Source organism: Dyella flava (genome assembly GCF_016904955.1).
GTDB lineage: Bacteria > Pseudomonadota > Gammaproteobacteria > Xanthomonadales > Rhodanobacteraceae > Dyella_B > Dyella_B flava.
Window position 1 is genome coordinate 521,426 of sequence record NZ_JADIKE010000038.1, and the last position, 25,703, is coordinate 547,128.

Annotated in this window: 29 protein-coding genes; 7 read left to right on the forward strand and 22 right to left on the reverse strand. The window is 60.4% G+C overall.

Annotation, left to right across the window (positions count from 1 at the left end):
• Nucleotides 1–63: 63 nt before the first annotated feature.
• Nucleotides 64–651 carry a cysteine dioxygenase gene (locus tag ISP19_RS18170; protein ID WP_204683805.1) on the reverse strand — a complete coding sequence of 196 codons (588 nt, stop codon included), beginning with the start codon at nucleotides 649–651 and terminating at the stop codon, nucleotides 64–66.
• Nucleotides 652–1,275: 624 nt separating this feature from the next.
• Here ISP19_RS18170 and ISP19_RS18175 point away from each other — a divergent pair.
• The 4 genes from ISP19_RS18175 (at nucleotide 1,276) to hmpA (ending at nucleotide 5,472) form a co-directional block, all read left to right on the forward strand.
• Nucleotides 1,276–2,442 (forward strand): AAA family ATPase, encoded by a 1,167-nt coding sequence (locus ISP19_RS18175; RefSeq protein ID WP_204683806.1) that lies wholly within the window; start codon nucleotides 1,276–1,278, stop codon nucleotides 2,440–2,442.
• Between the two features lie 148 nt (nucleotides 2,443–2,590).
• Nucleotides 2,591–2,959, forward strand: coding sequence for a hypothetical protein (locus ISP19_RS18180; RefSeq protein ID WP_204683807.1), 369 nt, complete (start codon nucleotides 2,591–2,593; stop codon nucleotides 2,957–2,959).
• A gap of 239 nt (nucleotides 2,960–3,198) precedes the next feature.
• On the forward strand, nucleotides 3,199–4,158 hold the full coding sequence (locus ISP19_RS18185) for a hypothetical protein (RefSeq protein WP_204683808.1): 960 nt from the start codon (nucleotides 3,199–3,201) through the stop codon (nucleotides 4,156–4,158).
• Between the two features lie 105 nt (nucleotides 4,159–4,263).
• Nucleotides 4,264–5,472 (forward strand): NO-inducible flavohemoprotein, encoded by a 1,209-nt coding sequence (hmpA, locus tag ISP19_RS18190; RefSeq protein WP_204683809.1) that lies wholly within the window; start codon nucleotides 4,264–4,266, stop codon nucleotides 5,470–5,472.
• An 11-nt stretch (nucleotides 5,473–5,483) separates the two neighbouring features.
• Here hmpA and ISP19_RS18195 read toward each other — a convergent pair whose 3' ends face one another.
• From ISP19_RS18195 to ISP19_RS18270, 16 genes are all read right to left on the reverse strand, one after another.
• Nucleotides 5,484–5,918, reverse strand: a complete 435-nt coding sequence (locus ISP19_RS18195) for an RrF2 family transcriptional regulator (protein WP_204683810.1) — start codon at nucleotides 5,916–5,918, stop codon at nucleotides 5,484–5,486.
• A 103-nt stretch (nucleotides 5,919–6,021) separates the two neighbouring features.
• Nucleotides 6,022–6,351 (reverse strand): SDR family oxidoreductase, encoded by a 330-nt coding sequence (locus ISP19_RS18200; RefSeq protein ID WP_204683870.1) that lies wholly within the window; start codon nucleotides 6,349–6,351, stop codon nucleotides 6,022–6,024.
• A gap of 18 nt (nucleotides 6,352–6,369) precedes the next feature.
• Nucleotides 6,370–6,840 (reverse strand): pilin, encoded by a 471-nt coding sequence (locus tag ISP19_RS18205; protein WP_204683811.1) that lies wholly within the window; start codon nucleotides 6,838–6,840, stop codon nucleotides 6,370–6,372.
• Nucleotides 6,841–7,259: 419 nt separating this feature from the next.
• The gene (acuI, locus tag ISP19_RS18210; protein ID WP_204683812.1) at nucleotides 7,260–8,249 is read right to left on the reverse strand and encodes an acrylyl-CoA reductase (NADPH); all 990 of its coding nucleotides are present in this window, start codon (nucleotides 8,247–8,249) and stop codon (nucleotides 7,260–7,262) included.
• A gap of 16 nt (nucleotides 8,250–8,265) precedes the next feature.
• Entirely contained in the window at nucleotides 8,266–9,543 is a 1,278-nt protein-coding gene (locus tag ISP19_RS18215; protein ID WP_204683813.1) for an MFS transporter, read from the reverse strand.
• A 111-nt stretch (nucleotides 9,544–9,654) separates the two neighbouring features.
• A complete protein-coding gene (locus tag ISP19_RS18220; RefSeq protein WP_204683814.1) occupies nucleotides 9,655–9,885 on the reverse strand; it encodes a tautomerase family protein in 231 nt (76 codons plus the stop codon).
• Between the two features lie 52 nt (nucleotides 9,886–9,937).
• Entirely contained in the window at nucleotides 9,938–10,648 is a 711-nt protein-coding gene (locus ISP19_RS18225) for an SDR family NAD(P)-dependent oxidoreductase (protein WP_204683815.1), read from the reverse strand.
• 106 nt (nucleotides 10,649–10,754) lie between these two features.
• Nucleotides 10,755–11,708 carry a LysR family transcriptional regulator gene (locus ISP19_RS18230; RefSeq protein WP_239556900.1) on the reverse strand — a complete coding sequence of 318 codons (954 nt, stop codon included), beginning with the start codon at nucleotides 11,706–11,708 and terminating at the stop codon, nucleotides 10,755–10,757.
• 136 nt (nucleotides 11,709–11,844) lie between these two features.
• Nucleotides 11,845–12,960: an NAD(P)H-dependent flavin oxidoreductase gene (locus ISP19_RS18235; RefSeq protein ID WP_204683817.1), complete on the reverse strand. Its 1,116-nt coding sequence runs from the start codon at nucleotides 12,958–12,960 to the stop codon at nucleotides 11,845–11,847.
• Between the two features lie 409 nt (nucleotides 12,961–13,369).
• Entirely contained in the window at nucleotides 13,370–13,954 is a 585-nt protein-coding gene (locus ISP19_RS18240) for a DUF899 family protein (RefSeq protein ID WP_204683818.1), read from the reverse strand.
• A 24-nt stretch (nucleotides 13,955–13,978) separates the two neighbouring features.
• Nucleotides 13,979–14,683: a DUF899 domain-containing protein gene (locus ISP19_RS18245; RefSeq protein ID WP_204683819.1), complete on the reverse strand. Its 705-nt coding sequence runs from the start codon at nucleotides 14,681–14,683 to the stop codon at nucleotides 13,979–13,981.
• Nucleotides 14,684–14,747: 64 nt separating this feature from the next.
• Entirely contained in the window at nucleotides 14,748–15,167 is a 420-nt protein-coding gene (locus ISP19_RS18250; protein ID WP_204683820.1) for an ArsR/SmtB family transcription factor, read from the reverse strand.
• A gap of 183 nt (nucleotides 15,168–15,350) precedes the next feature.
• Nucleotides 15,351–16,922, reverse strand: coding sequence for a tetratricopeptide repeat-containing diguanylate cyclase (locus ISP19_RS18255; protein ID WP_239556901.1), 1,572 nt, complete (start codon nucleotides 16,920–16,922; stop codon nucleotides 15,351–15,353).
• Nucleotides 16,923–17,137: 215 nt separating this feature from the next.
• Nucleotides 17,138–17,434, reverse strand: a complete 297-nt coding sequence (locus ISP19_RS18260; RefSeq protein WP_204683822.1) for a hypothetical protein — start codon at nucleotides 17,432–17,434, stop codon at nucleotides 17,138–17,140.
• A 168-nt stretch (nucleotides 17,435–17,602) separates the two neighbouring features.
• Entirely contained in the window at nucleotides 17,603–18,454 is an 852-nt protein-coding gene (locus tag ISP19_RS18265) for an SAM-dependent methyltransferase (RefSeq protein ID WP_204683871.1), read from the reverse strand.
• Nucleotides 18,455–18,625: 171 nt separating this feature from the next.
• Entirely contained in the window at nucleotides 18,626–20,203 is a 1,578-nt protein-coding gene (locus ISP19_RS18270; RefSeq protein ID WP_239556903.1) for a tetratricopeptide repeat-containing diguanylate cyclase, read from the reverse strand.
• A 12-nt stretch (nucleotides 20,204–20,215) separates the two neighbouring features.
• Between ISP19_RS18270 and ISP19_RS21350 the strand changes: the two genes are divergently transcribed.
• The gene (locus tag ISP19_RS21350; RefSeq protein ID WP_239556904.1) at nucleotides 20,216–20,707 is read left to right on the forward strand and encodes a hypothetical protein; all 492 of its coding nucleotides are present in this window, start codon (nucleotides 20,216–20,218) and stop codon (nucleotides 20,705–20,707) included.
• Between the two features lie 89 nt (nucleotides 20,708–20,796).
• Here the strand turns inward: ISP19_RS21350 and ISP19_RS18280 are convergent, their stop codons facing one another.
• A complete protein-coding gene (locus ISP19_RS18280; protein WP_204683825.1) occupies nucleotides 20,797–21,621 on the reverse strand; it encodes an SAM-dependent methyltransferase in 825 nt (274 codons plus the stop codon).
• Nucleotides 21,622–22,004: 383 nt separating this feature from the next.
• Here ISP19_RS18280 and ISP19_RS18285 point away from each other — a divergent pair, with 383 nt between their 5' ends.
• Both ISP19_RS18285 and ISP19_RS18290 read left to right on the forward strand, forming a co-directional pair.
• Nucleotides 22,005–22,781, forward strand: a complete 777-nt coding sequence (locus tag ISP19_RS18285) for an SDR family oxidoreductase (protein ID WP_204683826.1) — start codon at nucleotides 22,005–22,007, stop codon at nucleotides 22,779–22,781.
• Nucleotides 22,741–23,229: a MarR family winged helix-turn-helix transcriptional regulator gene (locus tag ISP19_RS18290; RefSeq protein ID WP_239556905.1), complete on the forward strand. Its 489-nt coding sequence runs from the start codon at nucleotides 22,741–22,743 to the stop codon at nucleotides 23,227–23,229. Before ISP19_RS18285 ends, ISP19_RS18290 begins: the two co-directional genes overlap by 41 nt.
• Before the next feature lie 41 nt (nucleotides 23,230–23,270).
• Here ISP19_RS18290 and ISP19_RS18295 read toward each other — a convergent pair whose 3' ends face one another.
• The 4 genes from ISP19_RS18295 to ISP19_RS18310 form a co-directional block, all read right to left on the reverse strand.
• Complete coding sequence (locus ISP19_RS18295) at nucleotides 23,271–23,582, reverse strand: DUF3861 domain-containing protein (protein WP_204683827.1); 312 nt, start codon at nucleotides 23,580–23,582, stop codon at nucleotides 23,271–23,273.
• 74 nt (nucleotides 23,583–23,656) lie between these two features.
• A complete protein-coding gene (locus tag ISP19_RS18300) occupies nucleotides 23,657–23,878 on the reverse strand; it encodes a tautomerase family protein (RefSeq protein WP_204683828.1) in 222 nt (73 codons plus the stop codon).
• Nucleotides 23,879–23,945: 67 nt separating this feature from the next.
• On the reverse strand, nucleotides 23,946–24,863 hold the full coding sequence (locus ISP19_RS18305; RefSeq protein ID WP_204683829.1) for an SDR family oxidoreductase: 918 nt from the start codon (nucleotides 24,861–24,863) through the stop codon (nucleotides 23,946–23,948).
• Nucleotides 24,864–24,885: 22 nt separating this feature from the next.
• Nucleotides 24,886–25,626, reverse strand: coding sequence for an SDR family oxidoreductase (locus ISP19_RS18310; protein ID WP_204683830.1), 741 nt, complete (start codon nucleotides 25,624–25,626; stop codon nucleotides 24,886–24,888).
• Nucleotides 25,627–25,703 lie beyond the last annotated feature (77 nt).

Genomic DNA, 25,703 nt, shown 5'->3' on the forward strand with positions numbered 1-25,703 from the left:
GCCTGGATATTGCGGCGTTCTGGCGCCGTGTCGAAGCCGGCGTTCCGCCGGCATGCCATCGAATCAGACCAGCGCGGGTTCCCGCACGGTTTGATGGATCTTGCTGGTCCAGCGTTCTGCGTCGTCGGAGTGATAGCTGCGATAGGTGTCGAGCGCGCCGCCATAGATATGCAACGACACCGCAGCGCGATTCGAAGAAAGATTGCGGCAGCGGTGTGCGTAATCGGCCTGGGAAAAAGCCAGGTGATCGCCGATGCCGATCACCGATACGCCACGCGAAACCAGGTGCGGATGTTCCTGCAGCGAAAGATCGAATGCTTCCACTTCCAGCACGCCGTCGAGCATGATCTCCATGCCCCACAGGCCATCATGATCATGGATGGGCGTGGCGTGGCCCGGTGGCCAGACGATCAGCAAGGCGTCATAGCCGCGCGTGGCGTGATCGGTCAGTGCAATGCGGCGATAGCCCGATGCGGATGCAGCATCCGCGACATCTTCCGTGTGCGGACAGCCTTGCCAGGTGGGCGCCGATGCGAGCACTTCCGCCAAGTGATCAACATCAATCGGCTTGTTCTCACGCATGCACGCATCGACGGTGTCGAGGATCCGTTCCGCCCAACGTGTGATGGCAGGTTTGAGTGCGTCGTGCATGGGTGAACCCTGTGTGTTGGCGTACTCGACCATGAAACAACCATAGGCGGCGTTAAAGAACCGCTATGCAGTAGTTGCCAGATTTCATGGCGATATGACGAAACCGCCACTGTGCATGCAAGACATCGTACCGGCTCCGCACAAAGCACGGTATTTGCTTGAAGGATCGTCATAAGACGGATTTCGTCTTACAGCTGTGGGTGGCACGAATAAGAAAGGGCGATGATCATGCGCTTGAGGACACGCGCTTTAACTTTCCCCGTACATGTTCCACGCGTAAAGCGGACTCCTGGTATAGCCGTCCAAATCGCAACGCTTCCAGTCTAACAACGATGTAACGGTTCGCATGAGCCAATCGGCCGTCTCAGCCAGGTCGATGCGCAAAACGATGAGCAGTTGTGCGAGAGAACTTGCGCTGCCTTGCTGCATGCAAGCATGCGCAGTTCCGCGGAGGTTATGCCGTCTTGCACTATGGGCGCCTGGGCGCGTCTCGGCTGCTGAGAAAAGCGCAGGCTACCTTCCAGCTTCCGGGCCGCTCTCCTTGCGACGGATGACGCCGCTATCCTCGCGCTCGGCGTGAATGGGGCGATCGCATCGTTTGCTGGCCTTTGAATGGGGATGCCTATGCTGACTACGCTGGCGGTTGCCAACTATCGCTCACTGCGTTCGCTGATCGTGCCGCTCGGGCGATTGAATCTGATCACCGGTTCAAACGGGTGCGGCAAATCGAATCTCTATCGGGCCTTGCGGCTGCTGGCGGAAACGGCGCAGGGCGGAGTGATCCAGGCCCTGGCGCGTGAGGGAGGTTTGTCCTCGACCTTATGGGCCGGGCCGGAACACCTTACGCCGCGCATGCAGCGTGGCGAGGTGCCGATCGAGGGCGGCCCGCGCCAGGAGCCGGTAGCGCTCAAGCTTGGTTTCGCGGGTGAAGCCTTCGGTTACGCCATCGATTTCGGATTTCCGCCGCCACCACCACCCGCAACGGCATTCGCGCTCGATCCGATGATCAAGCGCGAAGCAATCTGGGCCGGTCCGTTCCTGCGCATGTCCAACTTGCTGGTGGATCGCAAGCGTGCCCTGGTGCGCGTGCGTGACGGGCGCAATTGGCGTGTGTTGACCGAGCATCTGAGCGAATTCGAAAGCATCTTCACCCAATTGGCCGACCCGGAACGCGCCGCGGAAGTGATGACCTTGCGCGAGTCGATCCGCGGCTGGCGTTTCTATGACCATTTTCGTTCTGATGCGGATGCGCCGGCACGGTGGTCGCAGCTGGGCACGCGTACCACCGTGCTCAGTCACGATGGTCGTGATCTTGCGGCGGCCTGGCAAACCATCATCGAGATCGGTGACGAGGCCTCGTTGCATGAAGCAGTGCAGGATGCTTTTCCCGGTGCCGAGGTGAGCGTGACGATCAGCGACGGTCGCTTCGGCCTGCTGTTCCGCCAGCATGGGTTGCTGCGATCGCTTTCCACGGCGGAACTGTCGGACGGCACCTTGCGCTACCTGCTCTGGATCGCCGCGTTGCATACGCCGCGGCCGCCGCCGCTGATGGTATTGAACGAACCGGAAACGAGCCTGCATCCCGATCTGCTGCCCGCACTGGCGCGGTTGATCGTGCGCGCCTCCAGGCACAGTCAGATCTGGGTGGTGTCGCACGCGCAGCGCCTGATCGCGGCACTGGAACAAACGTCTGATTGCATCAGCATTCACCTGGAGAAACAGTTCGGCCAATCGCAGATCGTAGGCCAGCGTCCGCTCGACGAACCGGCCTGGCATTGGCCGGAGCGGTGAGCAGCACAGAACTGTGAACGGCACGGCGCGAGTTCAATCGCGCATCACGCGTTAAACGCAACGCCCCATGGCGGCATCCCATTCGTACTGAACCGGCCACATGCCTGTGGCCGGGCGGGTACGGCTTTGCCTTTTTTGGAGGTGCAACATGCGCAATACATGGCTTGTGCTTGGCCTGCTGATGGCGTCGCAATCCGTAGAAGCTGTATCGCTGTGCTACGTCGATTTTATCAACGAGGGTGAAGATTCCGTGGTTGCGATCTCGCTGGCGACGCCGGGACGCAACGACTGGAAACCGGTCACATTGCGCGGTGTCGTCAATGGCGGTTATGTGAGCGTGGACGGCGGCTACATGGGGCGGGCAATGGTCGGTATTCGTGCCGATCGTGGCTGTGTTTACGACGTTCTGGTCGAGTTCGCACGGCAAAACGCGTTGCTGGTAAAGGCATTCGATGTCTGTCATACGCACGCGCTTTATATCGAACGCACCTGGCAGCAAGCTCATTTGGCAGCGTGATTGGCAGAGGTGACAGCGGCCTGCTGCAAGAATGGGCGAGTCGGACGAGTTTGCATGTCGCGAGCAAGCCGCGCTGCATTGCAGCGAGAGGCTGTATCCGGAAAGCCATCTTGAGCTCCACGTCATGACATGCACGCATCTTGCTGATACTTCTGAGATGCGTCACAGTTGCTGCCCGTGGAAGCGGTCATCGTATCCGCCACAACGCAGATCACCAGCATCGAGTACAGGGGGGCCTAATGATCGAGCTGGAAGTACAGGCCCTCTCGGCGGCACGAGAGGGTCTGGTTATCGACATTGGCCGTTCGGTCGTTGCCAGCGGCTTTGTCTTGCATCGACAGCGGCTGGTGCAGGATCCCAACGGCGTGCTTGTCACCTTGGTCGTGCGCGGACCCGCGCGTAAGCAACGAGCGCTGGAGACGGCGCTGGAAGCCAACGAGCGGATCATCAGCTTCGAGGTTTCGCCGTTTGAGGACGGTCCGCCGAAACCGCATTTTGCCGCCGCACGAACGTTTGCGCGCGAACCGGTGCCGCCAGCGCCGGTACCGGCGATCGAAACGCCTGTAGCCACGGCACCGGTTGCGATCGCGTCGCCCGCGCCCGTCGAAACGCCCAAGGCTGTGGTGGTGCCGGCCACGTCAGAGCCGCAACCGGAGCCCGATTCCGACTTCGCATTTCTGCTGGAGCCCAAGCACGTGGCACCCCCGGCACCGGCCCCCGTACCGGTCGAGCCATATGTCGAGACGATCCCGCTGGGTCCGGACGAAAGCGTGGTCGAAAAGCTGTTGCCGCGGCTGCAGTACGACTACCCAAAGATCATGCCGGTGTTGCAGAAGCTGGAACAATCGGTGGTTGATGCGGCACGTGAGTCGTCGTTGCTGTTGGCCGGGCAGCGGACCGGTGCCTGGGTGTTTGGGCGCGATTACGCTACGAAAACCAAGCTAGGTCTGGACGAAGCGATCAAGCATCTCGGCGTTCCTGCACTGGGTGCCGTGGTTGAAGTGGAATACAAGGGTGAAGGCCTGCATATCCGCCACAGCCCGCTCTGTGCGCCTGGTGGTCACTCCGGCTGCAAGTTTTTTAGCGGCTTTCTGGAGGGATTGCTCGGTCCGGCCGTGTCATCGGGAAACTTGTCGATCTTCGAAGTCTGTTGCCGCAGCTACGGCGCGGACGAATGCGTACTGGCCATTTCTGACTGAGCGATGCGTCGGCCTTGCCGGCGTGGCAAGGCGTCGCAGCAGGAAAGGCCACGACCTTAAAGATGCATAATATATGCATCTTTAAGGTCGTGAATGGTCGACGATATGCTTACGAAAATCCAGCGTGACATAGTAAAAAGCTGCGTGCCGGCGCTGAAGGCACATGGCCTGGCGCTTACGAAGAACTTCTACGCGCGCATGTTTGAGGCGAACCCCGAGCTCAAGCACATTTTTAACATGAGCCATCAAGCCGTCGGCGAGCAGCAACAGGCGCTGGCGTTGGCAGTGCTGGGTTATGCGGAGCATATCGACGATACCTCCGTGCTCGCGCCGGTAATCGACATGATCACCGCCAAGCACGTAAGCATCGGCGTGCGCGCCGAACACTATCCGATTGTGGGACGCCATTTACTTGCCGCCATTGCCGAAGTCATGGGCGACGCGGCAACGAATGAGGTGCTGGATGCATGGGCCGCGGCCTATGGGCAGCTGGCCGATGCGTTGATCCAGGCCGAGCAGGCGATGTACCTACGGGCCGCAACGGCGAAGGGTGGCTGGAGCGGCTGGCGTCCGTTCCAGGTGGTGAGGGTGGCGCGCGAAAGCAGCGAAATCGTTTCGTTTTACCTCAAGCCTTCCGACGCGGGATTGCTGCCGCCCTATCAGCCCGGTCAGTTTGTATCCGTGCGCGTCGTGGATGCGCAGGGCATGGCGCACATACGGCAGTACAGCCTGTCGGATGCACCGCATCAGGATTATCTGCGTCTGACCATCAAGCGGCAGGATGCAAGCGGGAACGCGCCTGCCGGGCAGGTCTCGACAGCGTTGCACGTGGATATCTGCGAAGGCGACGTCATCGAGCTTTCCTATCCGCAGGGTCTGTTTGTGGTGGATCAGGCGAAGGGTACGCCATTGGTGTTGTTGAGCGGAGGCGTGGGGATTACGCCGATGCTTGGCATGCTCGCCCACGTCGCCAGGCAGCAACCCGAACGATCGATCCATTTTGCGCACGCCGCGCGCGATCGCCATGTGCACGCGATGAACGATTGGCTAAGAACGATGGTGGCGAAGCACCCGGCATTGCAGCTTGAAATCTATTACGAGCAGGTTGGCGAAGCCGATGTCCAGGGCGTGCATTACGACCGGCAGGGCCGTATGGACGCTGGCGAGATTGCGGCACAAGGTCATCTCGCCGAGGCCGATTATTACCTGTGCGGACCACGCGGTTTCATGGCGGCCCAGATGAGCCTGTTGAAGCAGGCCGGTGTGCCGGATCACCGCATTCATGCCGAATTCTTCGGCGCGTCGATGGGTTAGTCAGGCATTCGTCAAGAGATGATGTTCAGCGCGATCCGCAGTTTTCTCGGGCGCGCGACCAACTGCTTCAGCGTGCAATTATCGAGCACGCTGAGGAAGCTCTTGCGAGCATCGTCCAATACATGGCGAAGCGAGCAGGCCGGTGTGATGCTGCAGCTATTGTCGTCGCCGAAACATTCCACGATGGCAAAATCGGGCTCCATCGCGCGAACGATCTCGCCGATCCGCAACTGCTCCGGTGCGCGAGCCAGCTTCAGGCCACCGCTGCGCCCGCGCAAGGCATCGACGTAGCCCAGCGCCGCAAGCTTCTGCGTGACCTTCATCAGGTGGTTTTCGGAGATGCCGTACTGGCTTGCGATTTCGTGGATGGACGAGCGGCGCTCACCCTGCACGGCGAGGTACATCAGCAAGCGCAGGGCATAGTCAGTCTGGTACGTCAGTCGCATCACAGGGCTCCGATAAGGAGCCCATGCTACACGTGATGATGGCCTGCCGGTTGCCGACTTATCGGCGACCCGCGACGCGGATCCTGTGCTGTGACGGGTCGCGCTATCCGTTCAACCTGCGTCGACCGTCGACAACCATTTCCGCGCTGACCGTCCAGGCCGATTCATCCGAAGCAAGATGCACCACGGCCTTGGCAACTCCATCAGGTTTCCCGAAGCGGCCATAGGGAATGCTGTCGATGATCTGCTGGTTCACCTGATCACGGTAGGCATCGGCAATGTTGAGCTTGTCGTAAAGCGGCGTATCAGCCGTGCCGGGACTGATGGCATTGGGGCGAATGCCGTGCGGCGGGATTTGTTTCCAGGAGGAAAGGGAGCGGGGGCAAAGCGCGAAGATCCGGAGGAAGAAGCAGGCATGGGCTGCGCCTCGCAGTCCATGCCTTGAATATGACTAACGGCAGTTAGTAGGCATATAGGTAAGCAATGCCGTAGCCGTGATATTGGTGTTGGTGCATGACCAACTTATTGAGCCTTCGGATACGATCGCGGAAAGCCCCATTTGCAGGCCGGCGATAGCCGGATTCGCATGCTGGCTACCGCTGTTATCAAAGTGGACAAGGATCATTCCCGGATTTTCTGTCGCATTGACGTGGCTGACATAGTTGCCTGATATCTGGTTATCGTTCGGTAAGCCTGCTGATGCCTGCGTTGACGGGAAGTGACCGGTGTTGGCATAGAACTCGGCAAGAGCGGCTTCCGATCCGGAAGCGAGAGTGAATCCCTCGGCGATCTGAGAGCGGATTACGTAGTTCTCATAAGCGGGAATGGCGATCGCCGCGAGAATGGCGATGATGGCCACGGTGATCATCAATTCGATCAAGGTAAATCCTGCCGTACGGCAGGTCTGACTGAGCTGCTTCATATTCCTCCCCCTGAGGAATGTCACAGACGTCCGACACGGACGTCGCAATATTATGCCTTGAAACCATATGGCGAATTGCGAGCGATAACACTCTTTAGCGATGGCGAAGTCCGCAGGGGTGGGGGCGAGATTCGCTTTGTCGTGGAAGCCATTCCACATGATTTACAGCTTATCCGGATGATAAGTGCTTATTTAAAACAATCCTTTAGATGTGGCCGAAAATTTAGACGTCTAAATTTTGAGTCAGCCTTCCTTCGGATATCCAGGGTCGGTATACCCCTGCGTGTGGTCAGCGACAAGGCTTCGATATAGCTGCCCCATCGCTTGGGTACGTGAACCGGCGATGCTGACGTCGACCGCCGGTTCTTCAGTGCTCAGGCTATGGCCAATGCGATGGATGTCGTACCACGTTCGGTCACTTATGCATTGACATCAATCACGATGCGCCCTTTGAGCTTGCCCGCCAGCATCTGCGGAGCGAGATCGATCACTTCGCCGAGGCGGATTTCTGTAGTCAATGCATGCAGGCTGTTCTTGTCGAGATGCTGCGCCAGCAGCTCCCACGCCTGCACACGCCGGGGCTTGGGGCAATACACGCTATCGATACCTGCCAGCGTGACACCGCGCAGGATAAACGGCGCCACCGTGGCGGGCAGGTCCATGCCCTGCGCCAGGCCGCAGGCGGTTACCGTGCCGCCGTAACGCGTACTTGCGCAGGCGTTGGCGAGGGTATGGCTGCCGACGGTATCGACCACACCGGCCCAGCGTTCTTTCGCGAGCGGTTTGCCGGGCGCACTCAACGTTGCTCGATCGATCACCTCGGAGGCCCCCAGTTTCGTCAGCCACGCCGCTTCGTCCTGCTTTCCGGTGGATGCGACGACCCGGTAGCCGAGGTTGGCAAGCAACAGCACGGCGATGCTGCCCACGCCGCCGGATGCGCCGGTAACCAGAATTTCGCCATCGCCCGGAGCCACACCGTGCCGCTGCAGGCCAAGCACGCACAACGCCGCGGTATATCCGGCGGTGCCGATCGCCATGACATCACGCGGGGTGAACGATGCGGGCACCGGCAGCAGCCAATCACCCTTGACGCGTGCGCGCTGGGCAAGCCCGCCCCAGTGCGACTCGCCTACGCCCCAACCGTTGAGCAACACACTGTCGCCAACGCGAAAGGCGGGATCCTTGCTTTGCGTAACGCGGCCGGCGAAGTCGATCCCCGGCACCAGCGGGAAGGTGCGCACAACCGGGGATTTACCGGTAATGGCCAGCGCATCCTTGTAGTTGAGGGTGGAGTAGGCCACTTCCACGGCCACCGCTTCGTCCGGCAGGCGGTCCTCGGCGAGCTCGGTCGATGCAGCGCGATAACCGGCGTCGTCCTTGGATATCAGGATGGCTTTGAATGTCGACATGGGTATGCACTCCTCATCAGGGATGCGCCTGTTGCGCATGGCGGGACTGGGTCCATTGATTGAGTACTGCGCACAGAACCAGCAGCGAACCGGTCACGAAAAATACTTCGTGCAAGCCGATGCGTGCGCCGATCTGTCCGCCGATCAGCGGGCCGATGACTTGTCCGGCAAACTGCGATGACTGTAAATAACCGAGCGTTTTGCCGGTCTGGCCTTCGTGCACGGAATGACGTACCAGCTTGGCGATGGAAGGAAGCAGGCCCGCGATGGTCATGCCCATCAGCACGCGTAGCAGCGCCAGTTGCCACCAATGGGTCACGAGTGCCTGCGGCACCATTACCACGCCGGTAGCGAGCAGGCACCCGATGATGACCTTCCAGCTGCCCACACGGTCCGCGAGTGCGCCGAGTTTTGCGGCGGTCAGCATGCTGCCGAGGGCGGAAGCGGCCATGACGATACCCGCGATCCGCGTAAGGTGACCGGTGGGTACGCCGAGTTGCCCGATATATACGGTGATGATGGGCTCGATGGACATGTTGGCCAGCAACACCATCATGGCGGTCAGCAGCAGAGTGGTGATCAGTGTGCGATCGACCGGTGTTGCCGATGCAGTCTGCGTGGCGACGCGAGCTCGTGCATCGGATGCCTGATCAAAATCTTCGCGAATCAACCATATCGTTGCCAGCGCCGCCACGGCAATCATCGCGCCGCCGACGAAGAACGTGCCGCGAATGCCCACCCACGTCGGCAGAAAACCACCCACCAGCGGACCGACAAGATTGCCGGTCAAGGCGCCGGTGGACAGCACGCCCAGCGCCCACCCGGCTCGCTCGCGTGGCGCCTGTGTGCCGATCATCACCAGCGATGCCGACGCGTAGCCGCCGACCAGGCCCGCAATCAAGCGCAGCACCACCAGTTGAACGACGCTGTGCACGGTACCGATCAGCGACATGGTGATCGCCATGCCGATCGCGGCGCGAACAAGCATGGGCTTGCGGCCGTATCGGTCGGCCAGATGCCCCCATAGCGGCGCGGTCAGCGCCGTACCTAGAAACGTCGCGCCGAATGCTACGCCGGACCATTGGATCACGGCCGATGAGGAGGTGACGCCCAGTTGCTGCACATACAACGGCAGAAATGGCAGCAGCATGCTGAGGCTGACCAGGGTGGTGAACGAACCGAATACGCAAATGATCAGATTACGCTGCCAGTGCGCCGCGTTGCGTTCTGCATAGCTGGCGCGGGCGGCGTCCAGGTTAAGCGCGTAATGGCCTGCATTTTCCTGTGAGGACATCGTCGTTGCCTTGCATGCAAAGGCCGTATGGCCGTTCTACAGGTGCTGAAAGCTTCACAGCTGCGAAAAGAAACGGCTGTACAGCCAGGCCGCACAGCCGAAGACTTGCATCTACTTGGCTTGCCGCTGTTTTCGAAGTTCGGGAACCGGCAGACCGCCCCAGCCCCAGTTTTCCAGTTCGACTTCGTTGATCACGACAAAGGTCGAGTCGAGCGGCTTGTTCAGGACATCCAGCAGCAACTGGCTGACACCCTTGATCAAGGCGGCTTTTTCTTCCGAGGTGGTGGCGCTGCGGCCAGGGGCCGAACCTTCACGGGTAATGCTGATGCTGACGAAAGGCATGATTATGTTCCTCAGTGTGGGCGGGACGGATGCGGGGTGCCCCGAAACAGATTTAGTGACCGGCGATCTGGCCGCCGTCGACGTGCAGAATCTCGCCCGTCACGAAACCGGCCGAATCCAGATAGAGAATCGCTTCGACGATGTCGCTGATCTCACCCATGCGGCCGACTGGATGCAGTGCACCGAGTGCAGCGTGCGTCTCCGGCGCATGCATCGGTGTCTTGATGATGCCGGGCGATACCGCATTCACGCGAATGCCGCGCTTGGCGTATTCGATCGCCAGTGACTTGGTCGCCGAGTTCAGGCCGCCCTTGGTCAGCGACGCCAGCACGGACGGTACGCCGTCCATCGCGTGATCGGCCAAGGTCGTTGTCACGTTGACGATATGGCCGCTGCCTTGCTTCTCCATCTGCACAACCGCGAGCTGGCTGATGTGAAAGAACCCGTTGAGATTGATCGCCAGCACGTTGGCGTAGTCTTCCTGGGTGTAGGCGGTAAACGGCTTGGCGATAAAGATGCCGGCGTTGTTGATCAGCGTATCGATGCGCCCGAAACGCGAGACGGCTTCGTTGACCATGCGCTCGGCCACCGCGCGATCGCCAATATCGCCGGCTACCGTGATGACGTCCGGATCGTTCGACGGCTTGATCGAGCGCGAGTTGGCGATGACGCGGTAATCGCGGTCGCGGAATGCCTTGACCAATCCCGCGCCGATGCCCTGCGACGCGCCGGTAATGGCGACAACCTTGCGTGAACTGTTCATGTTGTATCTCTCGAAGATGGAAGGGGGAGCCAGCGAGATGTTGCGGGGGGGGGGCTTGCGTCGATGGCCTTAATCTACGAGTGATAAGCGGGTTAGCGAATCCCTGCTATCCGGCAAACACTCTTCCGCGCCGCGGTGGAATCGGCGCACTGGGTTGTGTCTCGGCATCCTTGGCCAGGCAGGCGTACTGTCTGCGCAAGCGGGGCAGGGCAAAATCGACAAAAGCCCGTACTTTAGGTACGGAAAGCCGTCCATACGGCGAAACAAGGTGTACCGGAATCGGTGCGGGCTCCGCATCGGCAAGCACGACCTGCAACAGGCCCTGCTTGATTTCCGGCGCAACGTGATAGGAAAGCATGCGCGTTACGCCATGGCCTTCGATGACTGAGGCAATGGCTGCACGCGCGTTGTTCACGACCAGGCGCGGCGTGATGGAAACCGCACGGGGCACGGATGATCCTTCCAGTGGCGGAAAGCTCCAGGAATCTTGTCCCATGTGCTCCACCGCGATGATCTGGTGTTTGCTCAAATCTGCCGGATCGGTGATGCGCGGGTGCATCGCCAGATAACGCGGTGATGCCACGATCACTCTGCGCACTTCCCCGATGCGATGCGCGATCAGGGTCGAATCGGCCAGATGCGTGATGCGCAACGCAAGGTCCATGCCTTCGTCGATCAGGTTGACCGGTCTATCCAGCAGATACAGCCGGACATTGACCGTGGGGTATTCCTCCATGAACGCATCGACGACCGGACGCAGCACCTCCACGCCCGAAAACACCGTGGTGGTGATCGTCAAGGTGCCACGTGGGACCGAGCGCTCTCCCGCTGCGTTGCGATCCGCTTCCTCCAGATCCATGAGCATCTTCCGGCACGCGACTGCATAACGTTCGCCGGCTTCGCTCAATTTGATGGAGCGTGTGGTTCGATGCAGCAACGGGACGCCTACGCGGGCCTCGAGAAAGGCGATGGCCCGGCTGACCGCGGCGGCCGATCGCCCGGTTTTTCGGCTGGCGCCAGCCAGGCTGCCCTCGTCCAGTGCCGCGACAAATATCTTCATGGCATCGATGCGGTCCATACACGGGGCCTCAGAGGTTGGGTATGCGCGGCGGTCTGTGGAGTTTGCTACCTCCGCTCATCGAGCGATAGACGCAAGCCGTGGCGGACTGAACATCGCGCACTCAGATGCGCGATGTTCAGTCTGTCTTGTGGCTGTGAGGATTGCCGGTCGGCGCTTGGGCCAGAGCCTGGTCCAGCTCGCTTTTCAGCACTTGCATCAATGCTTGCGCAGGCAAGGCCCGCGCCAGTGGTGCACCTTGGCCCGCCCAATGCGCGCCGTACCCGGTTTGCCCTGCGGCCTTGCCGGCTGCATTGAGTGCTTTGCCGGCGTCGTAGGTGACGGGATAGTCGGGAATGACCTCATCCGGCACGTTGGCGCCCAGGCGGGTGAACGTGTTGGCCAGGCTGCGGGCCGGCCGGCCAGAAATCACCCGCGTCATGACCGTATGGTGTGCGGCATCGCTGAAGAGCAATTGGCGATACGCGGCATCCACCAGCGATTCTTCGGTGGCGACGAAAGCAGTGCCCAGCTGCGCTGCGCTCGCACCCAGCGCCAGTGCGGCGGCGATACCGGCGCCGTCCATGATGCCGCCGGCGGCAATGATGGGGACGTTGACCGCGCGCGTCAGCAAGTGGGTCAAGGCGAAGGTGCTGAGGCGGCTGTCTTCTGCGTCCGGGTCGAATACGCCCCGGTGACCACCGGCTTCATAGCCTTGGGCGACGATGGCGTCGATGCGCGCCGCTTCGACAAGTTTGGCTTCCTGCACATTCGTGACCGCGGCCAGCAGCGTGATGCCGGCCTTGTGCAGCGCTTCGATCTGTTTGGGATGCGGCAGGCCAAAATGAAAGCTCACGACCTTTGGTTTTTCCTGCACGAGCATGGCAAGCATGTCGTCGTCGGCGAGAAAGGATGTGTAGATTTCATGCAAGGCCGCAGGCGCCTTGGCGCCTACGCGTTCGAATTCGGGACGCAGTCGTTGCAGCCACGCGGCTTCTTTGGCTGGATTCGCCTGCGCCGGGCAGTGCACAAACAGATTCACATTGAGCGGTCCGCTGCTCAAGCTGCGGAATTTTTGAATGGCTTCCCTGGCCTTGGCGGCGGTCATTGCACCCACTCCCAGCGAGCCGAGGCCACCCTCATTGCTGACCGCGGCGGCCATTTCCGGCGACGACACGCCGGCCATCGGCGCCTGGATGATGGGGGTCGAGATACCTAGCAGGTTGAGCAGTGATGAAGAGGACGGCGTGGCCATGTCTGAAACTCCTGCAGTGATGCCGGGGAAGGGGCAAGCAGAGCCATTTTAAGTAGGCGCCGTGCTTCACTGAAGGCATGCCACTCGGCTATCAGTCTTCCGCCGCGCGGAAGAATAGCGGCATGTTTGAGGGCTATTTCCCGCGCAGTGCAAACCGGAGGCTATCCGATACGTTGGCGGAATTCATTCGGAAACGCGATGACTATCGAACGTCAGCACGCTTTTCCGTCGCACTTTGGCGAGAGGAAGGTGGTGGGCGAGGCTTGCGGGACAATGCCTCTCGGTCAGCGGATGGCTTTCGCGTCATCGAACGCAAGGCGACGCCAGCAGCACCTCCCGCCGAACCCGCGCTACTCCAGAGCAGGAGCGCAGTGCCGATGCAGAACGGACACATGGCGCAGCTCCCGCGTCAGTGACAGCAGGACGGTTTGCTGGAAACACCCGGCCAATGGCCGACGCCGCCCGGCAGCATGTCGAAGAAGTGCCAGAGCGTGCAGAAGTCGTCGCCGGGACTGAAACCGGTGTCCGACACGCGGGTGATGGTGTCGCCTTCACGACGGAACACGGAGACGCCCGGCATCCATCCGCCTTTCGCGGACACGTAGCCCATGTCCGCCGCGAAGCTCGATTCGGCATGGCTCACCATCGGAAAGGTCCATCCACGGCTTTCCGCGAATTTCTTCTGCACGGCGGGCCGGTCGGGGCTTGATACAACGAAGCCGGCGCGGCTGACGACGTGCTGGTGGATGCCGTTGTAACCATCGGCCCACAAGGTGCAATAAGAGCAGGCAACGCCCATGTTGTGGACGACGATAAGGTCCTCGTGTTCACCGAAGAGTTCAGACAGGCGCACGCTGCCATCGGGGGTGTTGAACGTGTAGTCCCGTACTTCCTGCGGCTCGGCGGCGGCGAGCGTTTCGCGCATCTTTTCCCGGATATCGGCGATCTGCCGGCGGTAATCGGCAAGCTTTCCATTCATATCGGCATATTTCATGGAGATCTCCAGCAGGCGGTTGAATCAGCTTTCGTAGGCAATGCGATGTTTCACCCAGGCCATGTCGAACGGGAGTCCGTCCTCATCGCGTCCTTTCGGCACGACATCCAGGTAGTGATAGGCCGTGTTGAACATGTCGATGCCGCGCGAGTAGGTGGAGTAGGTGTGGAAGATCTGGTCGCCGTCCTTGAAGAACACGCTGACACCCGGCCACTCCGCATACTTCACTTTTTGCGTGGCGTAGTTGTAGAGCGCCTGATCCTGCTCGATCGCTTCCGGCGAGAACAACACGTTGTAATCGAAGTTGAAGTCGCTGCCGGATGAGGATACCCATTTGAAGGTCCAGCCGAATCGGCGGGCCTGGGCCTGGAGCTTCTGCAAGGGGCCGCGCGAGATCGCAACCATCGAGACATCACGCTGGTTCAAGTGCGCAATGATGCCGTTGAAGTTGTCCGCCCAGAACGAACAGCTTGGACAGCCGATGTCCCAATCCGGGCCGAACATGAAGTGATAGACGATAAGTTGGTGGTGTTTGCCGAACAGGTCGGCGAGCGTTTCCTGACCATGTTCGCCTTCGAAGACATAGTTCTTCTCCACCCGTTCCCACGGCAGCTGCCGCCGCTCCTGGCTGAGCTGGTCGCGCAGATGGGTGAACTCCTTTTCCTTGGCGAGAAAGCGTTTGCGCGCAGCGATCCACGCGTCGTGACTCACGATCTGGTGATGCAGCATGACACCCTCCACAGGATGACGTGACTCGGGTTCCAGCAGCGGCGCCGCGCTTGCGCAGCGCCGCTTATTTCTTGCGCGGCGAGCGCTTTGCAGCGGTCTTGCGTGCCGGTTTGGACGGCTGCGCAGTTTTTCGTTCGTCGATGTCGGCCAGCGTGGCGGCGAGCAGGTCGAATTGCTGCTGCCAGTACTTGCTGTAGCGATTCATCCAGACCGCGGCGTCGAGCAGCGGGCCGGCATCCAGGCTGCATCGGCTGATGCGGCCGGTGCGTTCCTGCTGCACCAATCCCGTCCGCACAAGAATTTGAATGTGCCGCGATACCGCCTGCAGCGAGATATCGAACGAGGCGGCCAGCTCGGAAACCAGCAGCGCCTGCCCGTCGAGCCGCTCCAGGATCTCCCGTCGCACCGGGTCGGAGAGGGCGAAAAAGACCTGGTCCAGGCGCGCTTTGGCCAGCTCCGGATCCAACCCGGCTTCATCCACCACATGCAGTGATTGCCGAATACTCATCATGGCGTATGAATATCAACATATTGGTTGATTGTCAACAGATGTGTTGATTGATGGCGCGAATCAAGTATTCACGCGGTTGCGGGTCGTCGATGGGGATCAAGGCATATCGCCATGCAGTTGCATTGCGAGGCAGAGGCCTGCCGGCAATACCACCTTTCAGGCTTCGGCCGGATTGTCGCTTTCGGTATTGGTGACGACCCGATTGCGTCCGCTGCGCTTGGCTCGATAGAGCGCAGCATCCGCCTCCCGGCACAAGCGTTGCAGTTCGTAGCCGTAGATGTCGGTGGAGGCCAGGCCGATGCTGGCGGAAAGCGATGCGACGGATCCATCTACCTCTATCGGAGATGTTTCAACGGCGATGCGGATACGATCAGCGATCGCCATGCCCTGGTCACGTGTGCACTCGTGCAACAGAATGCCGAACTCCTCACCGCCCAGGCGGCCGAAAAGGTCGGTTGGGCGTAACTGCCGCCGGCAGATGGCAACCGTATGCCTCAGCACGGCATCGCCCATGGGGTGACCATAGGTATCGTTGATCTGCTTGAAATGATCCAGGTCGATAAATACCAGGCAGCCGCCGCCGGGCTTTTTTTCCAGCAGACGCAGGGCGCGATCGGCTTCAGTCATGAAGTGCTGGTGGTTGAAGATGCCGGTAAGTCCGTCGAGATGGGACAGTTCTTTGAAGCGAAGCAGTGCGCGCGAAAGCCGGAACAACCAGAAAACAATCGATGCCAGGACCACGAGCAGCAGGGCGATATAAAGCCGGCTGCTCTCGGCGGCCTTGGTGGCCAGCGCCTGCTGCAAGCGCAGGATGCTGTTTTGCCTGCTCAGGCCTTCCGTCTCGAGTTTTTGGACAAGCGTGTGTTGTTGAGTCTCGTCATAGGCCAGTGTTCTGGCACTGATGTCGTTGAGATAGCCCCTGTCCTGAGTGACATAGTGCTCGTAGTATGAGAGTGCAGCTGCGCTATGGCCCTGTCTTTTCTCGACTTGATAGAGCACTTCATAGGCCGACCTCAGCCATTCGCTGATATCGCCGGGATGGCTCATTGCCACGGTATTCAAGGCTGCTTTCCTGGCACCGTCGTCGTCACCCAGCTTCGCATATGCCTGTGCCCGCTCTACTTCTGCTGACAGCATGTGGGGGTAGTAATGGTTGATGCGGAGGCTGGGGCCAATCTGATCAAGCAAGGTCATGGCCTTGTCTGGTTGGTCTTCGTCCAGGTAGAGGCTGCCCTGGATGAACCGCATGCTGTTGGCTGCGACCGGCTGGTGGGCTGCTACGCAGGTATCGATTGCTCGTCGCAGTTCCGGGCTGGATGACGCTAGTCGCTTGCCGTCGTAGAGAGCGGCCACTTCCAGGGAGCGGGGCAGGCAAAGGCTTTCTCCAGGAGGAATCGCACTCTCCATCATGCGTGCGTATTTGATGGCGAGATCGATCTGGCCGGCCAAATCCAGCATCTGCGACAGATTCATCAGCAGCAGGTAACGGGCCAGCGGATCCTTGATCTGGGGCAGCTCGATCGTCAGGCGATTAGCCAGCGTAAAGGCTTCCTCGTAGCGTCGATTGGCCGCCAGGTTGGTCAGAAGCAGTGCCGATGCCTTGGTGCTCAAGGCCGTGTCACCGGAATGATCGATCACGTCGTGAAGCTGAACCTCGGACTTGGCATAGTCGCCCTCGAACATGGTTTCCCATGCATCGAGATAACGCAGATGCCATTGCTCACTCATTGTTAGAGGCGGTGCTTCACGGTGGATCTGTTCCAGCATCTGGACAAATCGAGGGTGATCTTTGGTGCGCAGGCTCTCGGTCTGGTCGAGGAATGCTGCTGAATTTGTAACTGGTGCGGTGGCGTGGCAAGGCTGCAAGAGCACAATCCAAGTCATGCCCAGTAGTACTGGGCATGACCAGAAGCGGCTCGGCAGCCGAGACATGCTAATGCCGTTTACAGTTGGGACGACGACTTGCCCTGATCCGGAGCCGGGGGATGGTGAGGTTCCTCGTTGTCACCATCATCCGACTCGTCCTCCTCGTGACCAGGGCCTTGGGTAATTTGAGGTAGGTGCATGGGTCTGTGCCCCAGTTCCTCGGATAACCGCGCGCTATCACCACACGCCACCGCAGCGGTGAGAGCCTCAGATGCATGCGCCTGTTCGAGCATGCTAGTCAGTTCTGCGGCCGAGGCGTGACGCAGCGAGGCGTCACGACCAATAGCCTCCAGCAATTCAATCGTGTCTGTCATGTATTTCCCCTGTTTCCTGTGATTGTCATCCAGCAGCTTGACGGGTCTGGCAGGGCGGCGCCATGCGGCCATCAGCTTAAACCATGATGACGGCCGTCATTGGTGCTTCTTGATAGCGCAGCGTGTTGCCTGGGCAGCCCACCGCGAATGTGTGCGGTGCTTGAGAGATCACCCGATCTCACCTGATGCCAAAGCGCCGGCGTTGTCCAGCTTATCCAAGGCCTCCAGCCGCGCTCGGATGGCCAGATCCGGCTTCAAGGCTTCAGCCGGAGGCAGTACGACCGTTTCCTCTGCAGGCAACGGGACATGGGGCAGATCGCGCAGGGCAACGCGCCGGATGCGCGGCTTCTCGATCGGGAGCGTTGCCCCCCGGTAGATGATCACCTTATGGTCGAGCGGATAGTCCCGGCTCAGCCGGTCCACCAGCACCTGCCGGTACGCTGGCCCGGTGTGGAAACGCGCCAGCGACATGTCGCCCACCAGCCCAACCTGCCACAGCACCAGATAGCCGGCCGGATCAATGCGTCGCTCATAGAAAAGCAGCTGACTGGCCTCGAAGTGCTGGCATCCGAAACGGCCGGGATCGATCCCCAGATCGGCATAAAGGCAGTCCTCGGCGGAAATGCCGGGATCCATATGCGCCTCGAAACCTTCCGCGCGCGCCACCTCGATGACCTTGTGCGGCGACCAGGCAAAGATACCGGGATGACCGTAAAACACTCCGCAGACACGCTTGCCGGCACGTACCTCGGCCATCATCAGCGCAACCCACTGCCGATAGGTCTTCATCCGTGACTTGCCTTCGGCGTAGTAGGGCTGAAGGCTGCGCACATCCGGGTGCATACGCTGCAACCACGTCTCCACGACGCTATCGGACAGCGCGGCGAAGATCACATCCGCCTGTTTGATGTGGCTGCGTGCCAGCGGCGTGAGGTGGGAGCCGAGGGTCATGCCCATGCCGACGCAGGCGATGCTGCCGCGGGGGGTAGGGTTTGCTGATGGTTCGGAAGATGTCGTCATAGTGGAATGGTGAAGCAAATTTTGTGCCGCGTTGCTGCGGTGGCAATGACGCCTTCTCGTCCTGTTTCAAGCCGGCAGTGATCCATGGATGACGAGTTGGGTCGCGTGTTGTTGACACATGGGAAGAGCAGATTTTTGACGGCTGCAGATGTTGCCCGACGTTGCGGCTTTTCAGGCTTCGGCCGCGTTGTCCAGGTCGGTGTCGACCATAACGCGATTGCGTCCGGTACGTTTGGCGCGGTAGAGCGCGGCGTCCGCCTCCCGGCACAGCTGCTGTATTTCGTAGCCGTAGGTGTCGGTGGAGGCCAGGCCGACGCTGGCCGAAAACGATATGGCCAATCCGTCGCCTTCGATCGGGGCTGTTTCAATAGCACGCCGGATGTGATCGGCGACAGCCAAACCCCGCTCGCGCGGGCAATCAAGCAACAGGATGCCGAACTCTTCACCACCCAGGCGGCCGAACAAATCCGTTTGCCGCAAGTATTGTTGGCAGATGGCAACGACATGTCTGAGCACGGCGTCGCCGGCGGCGTGTCCGTGGTTGTCATTGATCTGCTTGAAATGGTCCAGGTCGATAAACGCGAGGCAGGCTGTGCCGGCTTTTTTCTCCATGATGCGCAATGCACGATCCGCCTCACTCATGAAGTGCTGATGGTTGAAGATGCCAGTCAGTCCATCCAGGCTGGACAGCTCCTTGAAGCGCAACTGCGAGCGCTTGATCCGCAGCAGCCAAAAGATGATGGAGGCCATTGCCGCCAGCAACATGGCGATATACAGCCGTCCTGTTTCGACCGCTCTTTTGTCCAGCGCCTGTTGCAGTTCAAGGATGCTGTTCTGCTTGCTCAGTTTTTCTGTTTCAAGCTTTTGCGCAAGCACATGCTGCTGTGCCACGTCGAAGGCCAGCGCCCGTGCGCTTAAGTCGTTGAGACCTCCGCTGTTCTGCGCGACGTATTGCTCGTAGTAGTTCAACGCAGCGGCGGCATGCCCCCGCTTTTTCTCAATGCTATACAGCACCTGGTAGTCGTCGCGCAGCGACCCGTTCATGTCACCGGGATGACTGATGGTCAGGGTGGCGAGTGCTGCCTTGAGGGCGTTGTCGTCGTCGCCCAATTTCCAATACGCCTGGGCAAGCTGCGCCTCGGCTGCCAGCATGTGGGAGTAGTAGCGGCTTGCGAGGATGCCGGGCTCGCTCTGGTTCAGGAAGGTAATCGCTTTTTGCGGTTGATCCTCGTCCACATAAATGGCGGCCTTTACCAGGCGGATGGTGTCGCCGTAGACCGGTTCCCCGGCGGCGTTACAGGTGTCGATACCTTGCTGGAGCTCAGCACTCGAGGATGTCAGCTTGTGGCCGCCGTACAGGGCGACCATGAGCAGGGCCATCGGCGCGCAGACGGTCTGTTCTCGCGGAAGCGTCTGCATCATCTCGCGAATGTGCTGGATGGCCAGATCGTATTGACCGGCTGATGTGAGCAATTGCGAGACGTAGAACAGGACTACGTAGCGCGCCTCCTTGTCCTGGGTCTTTGGCAGATCGGCGACCAGCTGGTTGGCCAGCTCAAAGGCCTCTTCGTAATGTTTGGTGACACCCAAGTTGTCCATCAGCAGGGCGGAGGCTTTCGCCACGAGAGCGGCATCGCCGGAGTGCTTGATGATGTCCTGCAGCATGACGTTGGCATGGGAGTAATCGCCCTGGAAGACGGTCTGCCACGCGTCGAGATAGCGCAACTGCCAGCGTTCGCCAGGAGACATGCTGGAACTTTGTTGATCAAGCTGCTTGAGCAGGATCAGAAATTGCGGGTGATCATGGGTGTGCAGGCGTTGAGCCTGCTCAAGCAGCGCGGTGAAATCGGGCTGTTGCGCCACAACGGGTGCAGACTGAACGAGCACGCAAAAAGCCATGGCCGCGAGAACGGGCCATGGCCGGAAGCGGTAATTCCGCCGCAGCATGCGAGTGCTACTTATGGGTTATTGACCGTGCGAAGGCTTGCCCTGATCCGGTTGCGACGGGTGATCCTGGTCATCGTCATGGTCGGGATCTTCCTCTTCGTGTCCAGGAGTATTGGAGTGTTGGTCCACTCGCATCGGTTGATGGCCGAACTCGGCCGCCAACAGCGCGCTGTCTGCTGCGACCACGGCAGCCTTCAGGGCATCCGAGGCCTCGGCCTGCTCCAAGGTGTCCGCAAGTTCTTCGGCGGACGCACGACGCAGCTTGGCGTCCTTTCCAATGGCTTCGAGCAATTCAATCGTATCTGACATGTTTTCCCCCTGAATGACAGTCGTGTTCAAACATCAAGTTGGTGCAGTTGAAAAGTGTTTGCTGCGCAGTGCTTGTTGGGCAAGGATCATGCGACGCTGGCCTTGTCCAGCTCGTCCAATCGTTCACGGACAATGAGATTCGGCTTCAAAGGCATGGCGGGTGGCAGAACAACGGTTTCCTGCGTGGTGACTTCCGTGCCGGGCAAGTCCCGTAAAGCCACACGACGTACGCGCGGCTTGTCGATCGGCAACGTCACCCCGCGGTAAATGATCACTTCATGGTCGAGCGAGTAGTCCCGGCTCAATACGTCCACCAATACTTGTCGGTACTCTGGCCCGGTATGAAGGCGTGCCAGCGAACGATCGCCCACAATGCCAACCTGCCATAACACCAGATAGCCGGTGGAGTCGATGCGGCGCTCATACAGAAGCAGCTGGCTGGCCTCGAAGTGCTGGCATCCGAAACGGCCGGGATCGATCCCCAGATCGGCATACAGACAATCCTCGGCGGAAATGCCGGGTTCCATATGTGCCTCGAAACCTTCCGCGCGCGCCACCTCGATAACCTTGTGCGGCGACCAGGCAAAGATGCCGGGATGACCGTAGAACACGGCGCAGACACGCTTGCCGGCGCGCACCTCGGTGATCATCAGGTCGACCCATTGCCGATAGGTCTTCATCCGTGACTTGCCTTCCGCGTAGTAGGGCTGAAGGCTGCGTACATCCGGATGCAAGCGCCGCAACCACATCTCCACGACGCCATCGGACAGCGCGGCGAAGATCACGTCCGCGTGTTCGATATGGCTGCGTGCCAGTGGTGTGAGGTGAGAGCCCAGGGTCATGCCCATGCCGACGCAGGCCAGGCTGCCGCGGGCGGTAGGGTGTGCTGATGGTTCGGAAGATGTCGTCATGGTCGGATGCTAGAGCAAGTTTCGTGCCGCCCGCGCGACACGGCGATGACTCCTCCAAGTCATGTTTCAAACCGGCCGTGGTCTGTGGATGACAAATCGCGTCGCTGTGCTGTTGACACAGGGCGACAGGGTTTTGGCAGCGGCAGACGTCATGGCGTTGCTTGAAGAAAAGGGTAAGCGCTGAGCTGTTTGAGGCCAATAGCGACGCGCTTCGTCTGCATTGGATAAATAGGCATAAGGACATCTGCAGTGCACGGTGCAGTTAGCGTGCTGCGCGAGCGCGGAGTCATGGGCCTGCGCCAAGCGCCGGTTTGCTCTATATGGTTGACGTATCAACCATGCTGGCGTAAGGTTGATATATCAACCTTGCGCCTCGACCCACGATGAATCACGCTTCCCCTTTCCGTGACGCCAACGTGCTGATTACCGGCGGCAGTACCGGCATCGGGCTTGGCCTCGCCCAACGGTTTCTTGCTGCCGGCGCCCGGGTGCTGGTCACCGGACGCGACCGCGCACGCCTCCAACAGGCCGCTGCACGGCACCCTGGCCTGGAGACGCTCGCCAGCGATATCGCTGATGCCGATGCGCGCGAACAACTGGCGCAACAGGTGCGCGACGTGATGCCCGGTTTGAATGTGCTGGTGAACAACGCGGGTATCCAGCGCCGGGTATCGATTGCCGCCGATCGTTCGCCGTGGCGTGAACGGCAGGCGGAAATCGATACGCTGCTTGCGGGGCCCCTGCACCTTAGTCATTTGCTGGTGCCGGTGATCGTGTCGCAGGATGGGCCAGGATGGGTGGTCAACGTCACATCGGGCGGCGCATATGTGCCGCAGCCCTTTGCACCCATCTACAGCGCCTGCAAGGCGGCCCTGCACAGCTACACGGTGAATCTTCGTTTCGTGCTCCGGCACACGCGATGCCGGGTGGTTGAGGTGATTCCGCCGGCCATCCGCACGGCACTCGCCGGACCCGGGGCGACGCACGGCGCGCCGCTTGATGATTTTTGTGACACGGTGTTCGCGGAACTGGAAGAACCGGGAAGCGATGAGGTGGGCTTCGGTATCACGGCAAGCGAGCGCTTCAACGCGCCCAAGCAGCTGTATCGCGAGATGTTTGATGAATTCTCTGGCCGCTTCCCGGTGGACATATATGAGTAAGGAAAGTCGCTCCATTGCGCCGCTATCCGAAAGTGAGCGGGAACTGTGGCATGCGATCAAGAAGCTGGGCGAAAACGTCATCAGCCGCGTCGGCAATGACATCGAACGGCGCACCGGTCTTTCTGGCAGTGACTTCGGTGTGCTGACCCGCCTGGAAGATCTGGGCGGGGGCACACTCGGGCAAGCTGAATTGGGAAAATCGCTGGGCTGGGACAAGAGCCGCCTGTCGCATCACCTGTCGCGCATGGAGAAACGCGATCTCGTCGCGAGGGAGGCGGCCGAGCTCGGGAGAGGCGTGATCATCACCATTACCGATACCGGACGCCGCGAAATTGCTGCTGCCAGGCCAGTCCATGCGGGGGCGGTGCGCAAGCATTTGCTTCAGCACATCAGCGAGCGTGATGCCGCTGTCATCCTCAAGCTCGCGCGCCGTCTTTCTGCAGCATGATGTTTACGCCATCAAGTGGACGCGGCTGATCTGCCGCGCTTTCAGGGCTTGTGACTTTGCGCGGTCGTCGCAGCAATACGCGATTTCAAGTTACCAATGAACGTGCGCATGGCCGGCTGTATATCGGCGAATAGTGGATCGTGGCGTGCGGTCAACATCACCCCGGTAAAGAGTTTCAAGCCGACGGCGAGCGCGATGGCATCGTTCTCGCCGAACGCGGTGCCGGTGCGCACGCGATCCACGATGGCAAAGATGTCATCGTGGTTGCTGACTTCAAAGCTCAGCGCTGCGGAGGTGTCGTCACCGATGCGTTCGAGCTGGATGCGGAATCGGTGAGCTTTAGCGGCATGCATGTCCGGGTTTCCCGACGTCGTCATGTTGAAGGTACGGCGCGGCCATGCCGGAGCAGGCCACGCCACGATGCGACTCATTCCTTCGATTTGGGCGGCATCCCCATCTTCTCGAGGGTGAGAGTTTCGTCGGCCCGGCCCCAGCCGCCGTCGGCGACTTCTTCCACCAGCACCATCGAATATGGGCGTGCGCCCTCGCCGAAATACTCGACGAACATGGCCGTCGTACGGTGGATGATTTCTTCCTTGCGGGCAGCGTCGACGATTCCTTCGGGAAATTTGAAGTTGGCAAAAGGCATGATGTTTCTCCTGATCTGAGAGTGATTAATAACGTGGGGGGAGTGGCGGGCTGAGCCGCCTTGTCGTTTATGCAGCGCCAGCTGCGCACACTTTTCCTTGCGGGAACAGGAGGTCGCCGAGCTGGATGCGGCGCAGGAACTCGGCACGGATACGGTCGGCAACGGCGTTGACGACTTCGCAACCATCGCTGGCAGGATCGACATGCACGCGGAACGGGCGTCGGCCATAGGGCGTGTTCACTACATTGACCATGGCGGTCGCGACACTTTGCGGATCGGCGTCGGCCGGCTCGCAGGCCGCCAGGTTGGTGAGGATTTCCTCCGCCAGTCCATGATTGGCGCCTTTGTCGTAGGCAGCGTGGCGTTCCTTGTCGGCAGGCGCACCCGAATGCAGGAAATGGTTGGTGCCTTTGGTGAACGCGCCGGGCACCAGGATGGTGGTTTCGATACCCCAGCGCGCCAGTTCACCCGCATAGCTGACCGCCAGCGCATCCATCGCTGCCTTCGCCGCGAAATACGGCGCCAGATACGGTGGTGTGCCACCGCGATGACTGGAGCTTCCCACCCACAGCAGCAGGCCTTTCCCGCGCTCGCGCAAGTGCGGTAGCGCAGCGCGGTTGACGCGTTGCGTACCGAGCACGTTGACGTCATACAGTTGCGCGTATTGCTCCGGAGTGAACGCTTCCGCCGGACCAAAGACCATATGGCCTGCATTGTGGACGACGACATCCAGCTGGCCTTGCTCGGCGACGATCCGCGCAACCGCGGCGTCGGCGGAGGGCTGTGACTGGACATCCAGCTCCGTGGCGTACAGTTGCACGCCGTGCTGCGTGGCATAGTCGCGAATCGCCGCGACCTGCGGCGCGTTGCGGCCTTCGGTGTCACGCATGCTGGCGTAGACGATGTGACCGGCATCGGCCAGGGCGCGGGCGCTCATCGCGCCGAAACCGCTGGATGCACCTGTGATAAGAATGACTTGTTTCATGACGATATCCCTCGCTGCCGAATCAGGCGAAGCCGCCGTTGACGCGGATAACCTGTGAGTTCACCCACGCGCCATCGGGACCGGCCAGGAATGACACCGTGGCGGCGATTTCCTCCGGTGTGCCGATGCGCTCCAGCGGCGCCATCTTGGCGATCTGCGCGATTTGTTCGTCGCTCTTGCCGTTCAGGAACAGATCGGTACCCACCGGTCCCGGCGCGATCGCATTCACCGTGATGTTCCGGCCACGCAATTCATTGGCCAGCACATGCACCAGACCTTCCACGCCGGCCTTGCTGGCGATGTAGGGACCATAGGTCGGAAAGGATTTGGCCAGCACGCTGCTGGACAGCGCCACGATGCGGCCACCTTGCTCCAGATGCTGCGCGGCCTGCGCCATCACCAGAAAGGCACCGCGCAGATTGGTTGCGATGATTTGGTCGAACGCGGCCAGGTTGTTTTCGGCGATGGCTGTCAGCGGCATGACCCCGGCGCTGTTCACCACCACGTCGACGCGGCCGAAGGTGGCCTTGGTCGTCGCAAACACACGCGCTACATCGTCGGGATTGGCGACGTCACCCTGCACCGCGATGGCCTTGCCGCCAGCGGCTTTGATCGCGGCCACGGTCTCCTGGGCCTTGGCGGCGTTGCCGGCGTAATTGACTGTTACCGCGAAACCATCGGCCGCCAGCCGCAAGGCGATGGCCTGCCCAATACCGCGCGAGCTGCCCGTGACGATGGCGCTCTTGGCTTGATCAACGTTCATGGAATTGCTCCTGTCTGTGTGGAAGGGGAAGGGCGGATTGCCCTTGAGGAGCGAGTCTGATCTTTCAATACATGGCG

What these genes read in the sequence shown, in the direction of transcription:
- ISP19_RS18170 (WP_204683805.1), bottom strand. Translation starts at nt 651, where the DNA reads ATGCACGACGCACTCAAACCTGCCATCACACGTTGGGCGGAACGGATC.
- ISP19_RS18175 (WP_204683806.1), top strand. Translation starts at nt 1,276, where the DNA reads ATGCTGACTACGCTGGCGGTTGCCAACTATCGCTCACTGCGTTCGCTG.
- ISP19_RS18180 (WP_204683807.1), top strand. Translation starts at nt 2,591, where the DNA reads ATGCGCAATACATGGCTTGTGCTTGGCCTGCTGATGGCGTCGCAATCC.
- ISP19_RS18185 (WP_204683808.1), top strand. Translation starts at nt 3,199, where the DNA reads ATGATCGAGCTGGAAGTACAGGCCCTCTCGGCGGCACGAGAGGGTCTG.
- hmpA (WP_204683809.1), top strand. Translation starts at nt 4,264, where the DNA reads ATGCTTACGAAAATCCAGCGTGACATAGTAAAAAGCTGCGTGCCGGCG.
- ISP19_RS18195 (WP_204683810.1), bottom strand. Translation starts at nt 5,918, where the DNA reads ATGCGACTGACGTACCAGACTGACTATGCCCTGCGCTTGCTGATGTAC.
- ISP19_RS18205 (WP_204683811.1), bottom strand. Translation starts at nt 6,840, where the DNA reads ATGAAGCAGCTCAGTCAGACCTGCCGTACGGCAGGATTTACCTTGATC.
- acuI (WP_204683812.1), bottom strand. Translation starts at nt 8,249, where the DNA reads ATGTCGACATTCAAAGCCATCCTGATATCCAAGGACGACGCCGGTTAT.
- ISP19_RS18215 (WP_204683813.1), bottom strand. Translation starts at nt 9,543, where the DNA reads ATGTCCTCACAGGAAAATGCAGGCCATTACGCGCTTAACCTGGACGCC.
- ISP19_RS18220 (WP_204683814.1), bottom strand. Translation starts at nt 9,885, where the DNA reads ATGCCTTTCGTCAGCATCAGCATTACCCGTGAAGGTTCGGCCCCTGGC.
- ISP19_RS18225 (WP_204683815.1), bottom strand. Translation starts at nt 10,648, where the DNA reads ATGAACAGTTCACGCAAGGTTGTCGCCATTACCGGCGCGTCGCAGGGC.
- ISP19_RS18230 (WP_239556900.1), bottom strand. Translation starts at nt 11,708, where the DNA reads ATGAAGATATTTGTCGCGGCACTGGACGAGGGCAGCCTGGCTGGCGCC.
- ISP19_RS18235 (WP_204683817.1), bottom strand. Translation starts at nt 12,960, where the DNA reads ATGGCCACGCCGTCCTCTTCATCACTGCTCAACCTGCTAGGTATCTCG.
- ISP19_RS18240 (WP_204683818.1), bottom strand. Translation starts at nt 13,954, where the DNA reads ATGAAATATGCCGATATGAATGGAAAGCTTGCCGATTACCGCCGGCAG.
- ISP19_RS18245 (WP_204683819.1), bottom strand. Translation starts at nt 14,683, where the DNA reads ATGCTGCATCACCAGATCGTGAGTCACGACGCGTGGATCGCTGCGCGC.
- ISP19_RS18255 (WP_239556901.1), bottom strand. Translation starts at nt 16,922, where the DNA reads ATGAGTGAGCAATGGCATCTGCGTTATCTCGATGCATGGGAAACCATG.
- ISP19_RS18260 (WP_204683822.1), bottom strand. Translation starts at nt 17,434, where the DNA reads ATGACAGACACGATTGAATTGCTGGAGGCTATTGGTCGTGACGCCTCG.
- ISP19_RS18265 (WP_204683871.1), bottom strand. Translation starts at nt 18,454, where the DNA reads ATGACGACATCTTCCGAACCATCAGCAAACCCTACCCCCCGCGGCAGC.
- ISP19_RS18270 (WP_239556903.1), bottom strand. Translation starts at nt 20,203, where the DNA reads ATGTCTCCTGGCGAACGCTGGCAGTTGCGCTATCTCGACGCGTGGCAG.
- ISP19_RS18280 (WP_204683825.1), bottom strand. Translation starts at nt 21,621, where the DNA reads ATGACGACATCTTCCGAACCATCAGCACACCCTACCGCCCGCGGCAGC.
- ISP19_RS18285 (WP_204683826.1), top strand. Translation starts at nt 22,005, where the DNA reads ATGAATCACGCTTCCCCTTTCCGTGACGCCAACGTGCTGATTACCGGC.
- ISP19_RS18290 (WP_239556905.1), top strand. Translation starts at nt 22,741, where the DNA reads ATGAATTCTCTGGCCGCTTCCCGGTGGACATATATGAGTAAGGAAAGT.
- ISP19_RS18295 (WP_204683827.1), bottom strand. Translation starts at nt 23,582, where the DNA reads ATGCATGCCGCTAAAGCTCACCGATTCCGCATCCAGCTCGAACGCATC.
- ISP19_RS18300 (WP_204683828.1), bottom strand. Translation starts at nt 23,878, where the DNA reads ATGCCTTTTGCCAACTTCAAATTTCCCGAAGGAATCGTCGACGCTGCC.
- ISP19_RS18305 (WP_204683829.1), bottom strand. Translation starts at nt 24,863, where the DNA reads ATGAAACAAGTCATTCTTATCACAGGTGCATCCAGCGGTTTCGGCGCG.
- ISP19_RS18310 (WP_204683830.1), bottom strand. Translation starts at nt 25,626, where the DNA reads ATGAACGTTGATCAAGCCAAGAGCGCCATCGTCACGGGCAGCTCGCGC.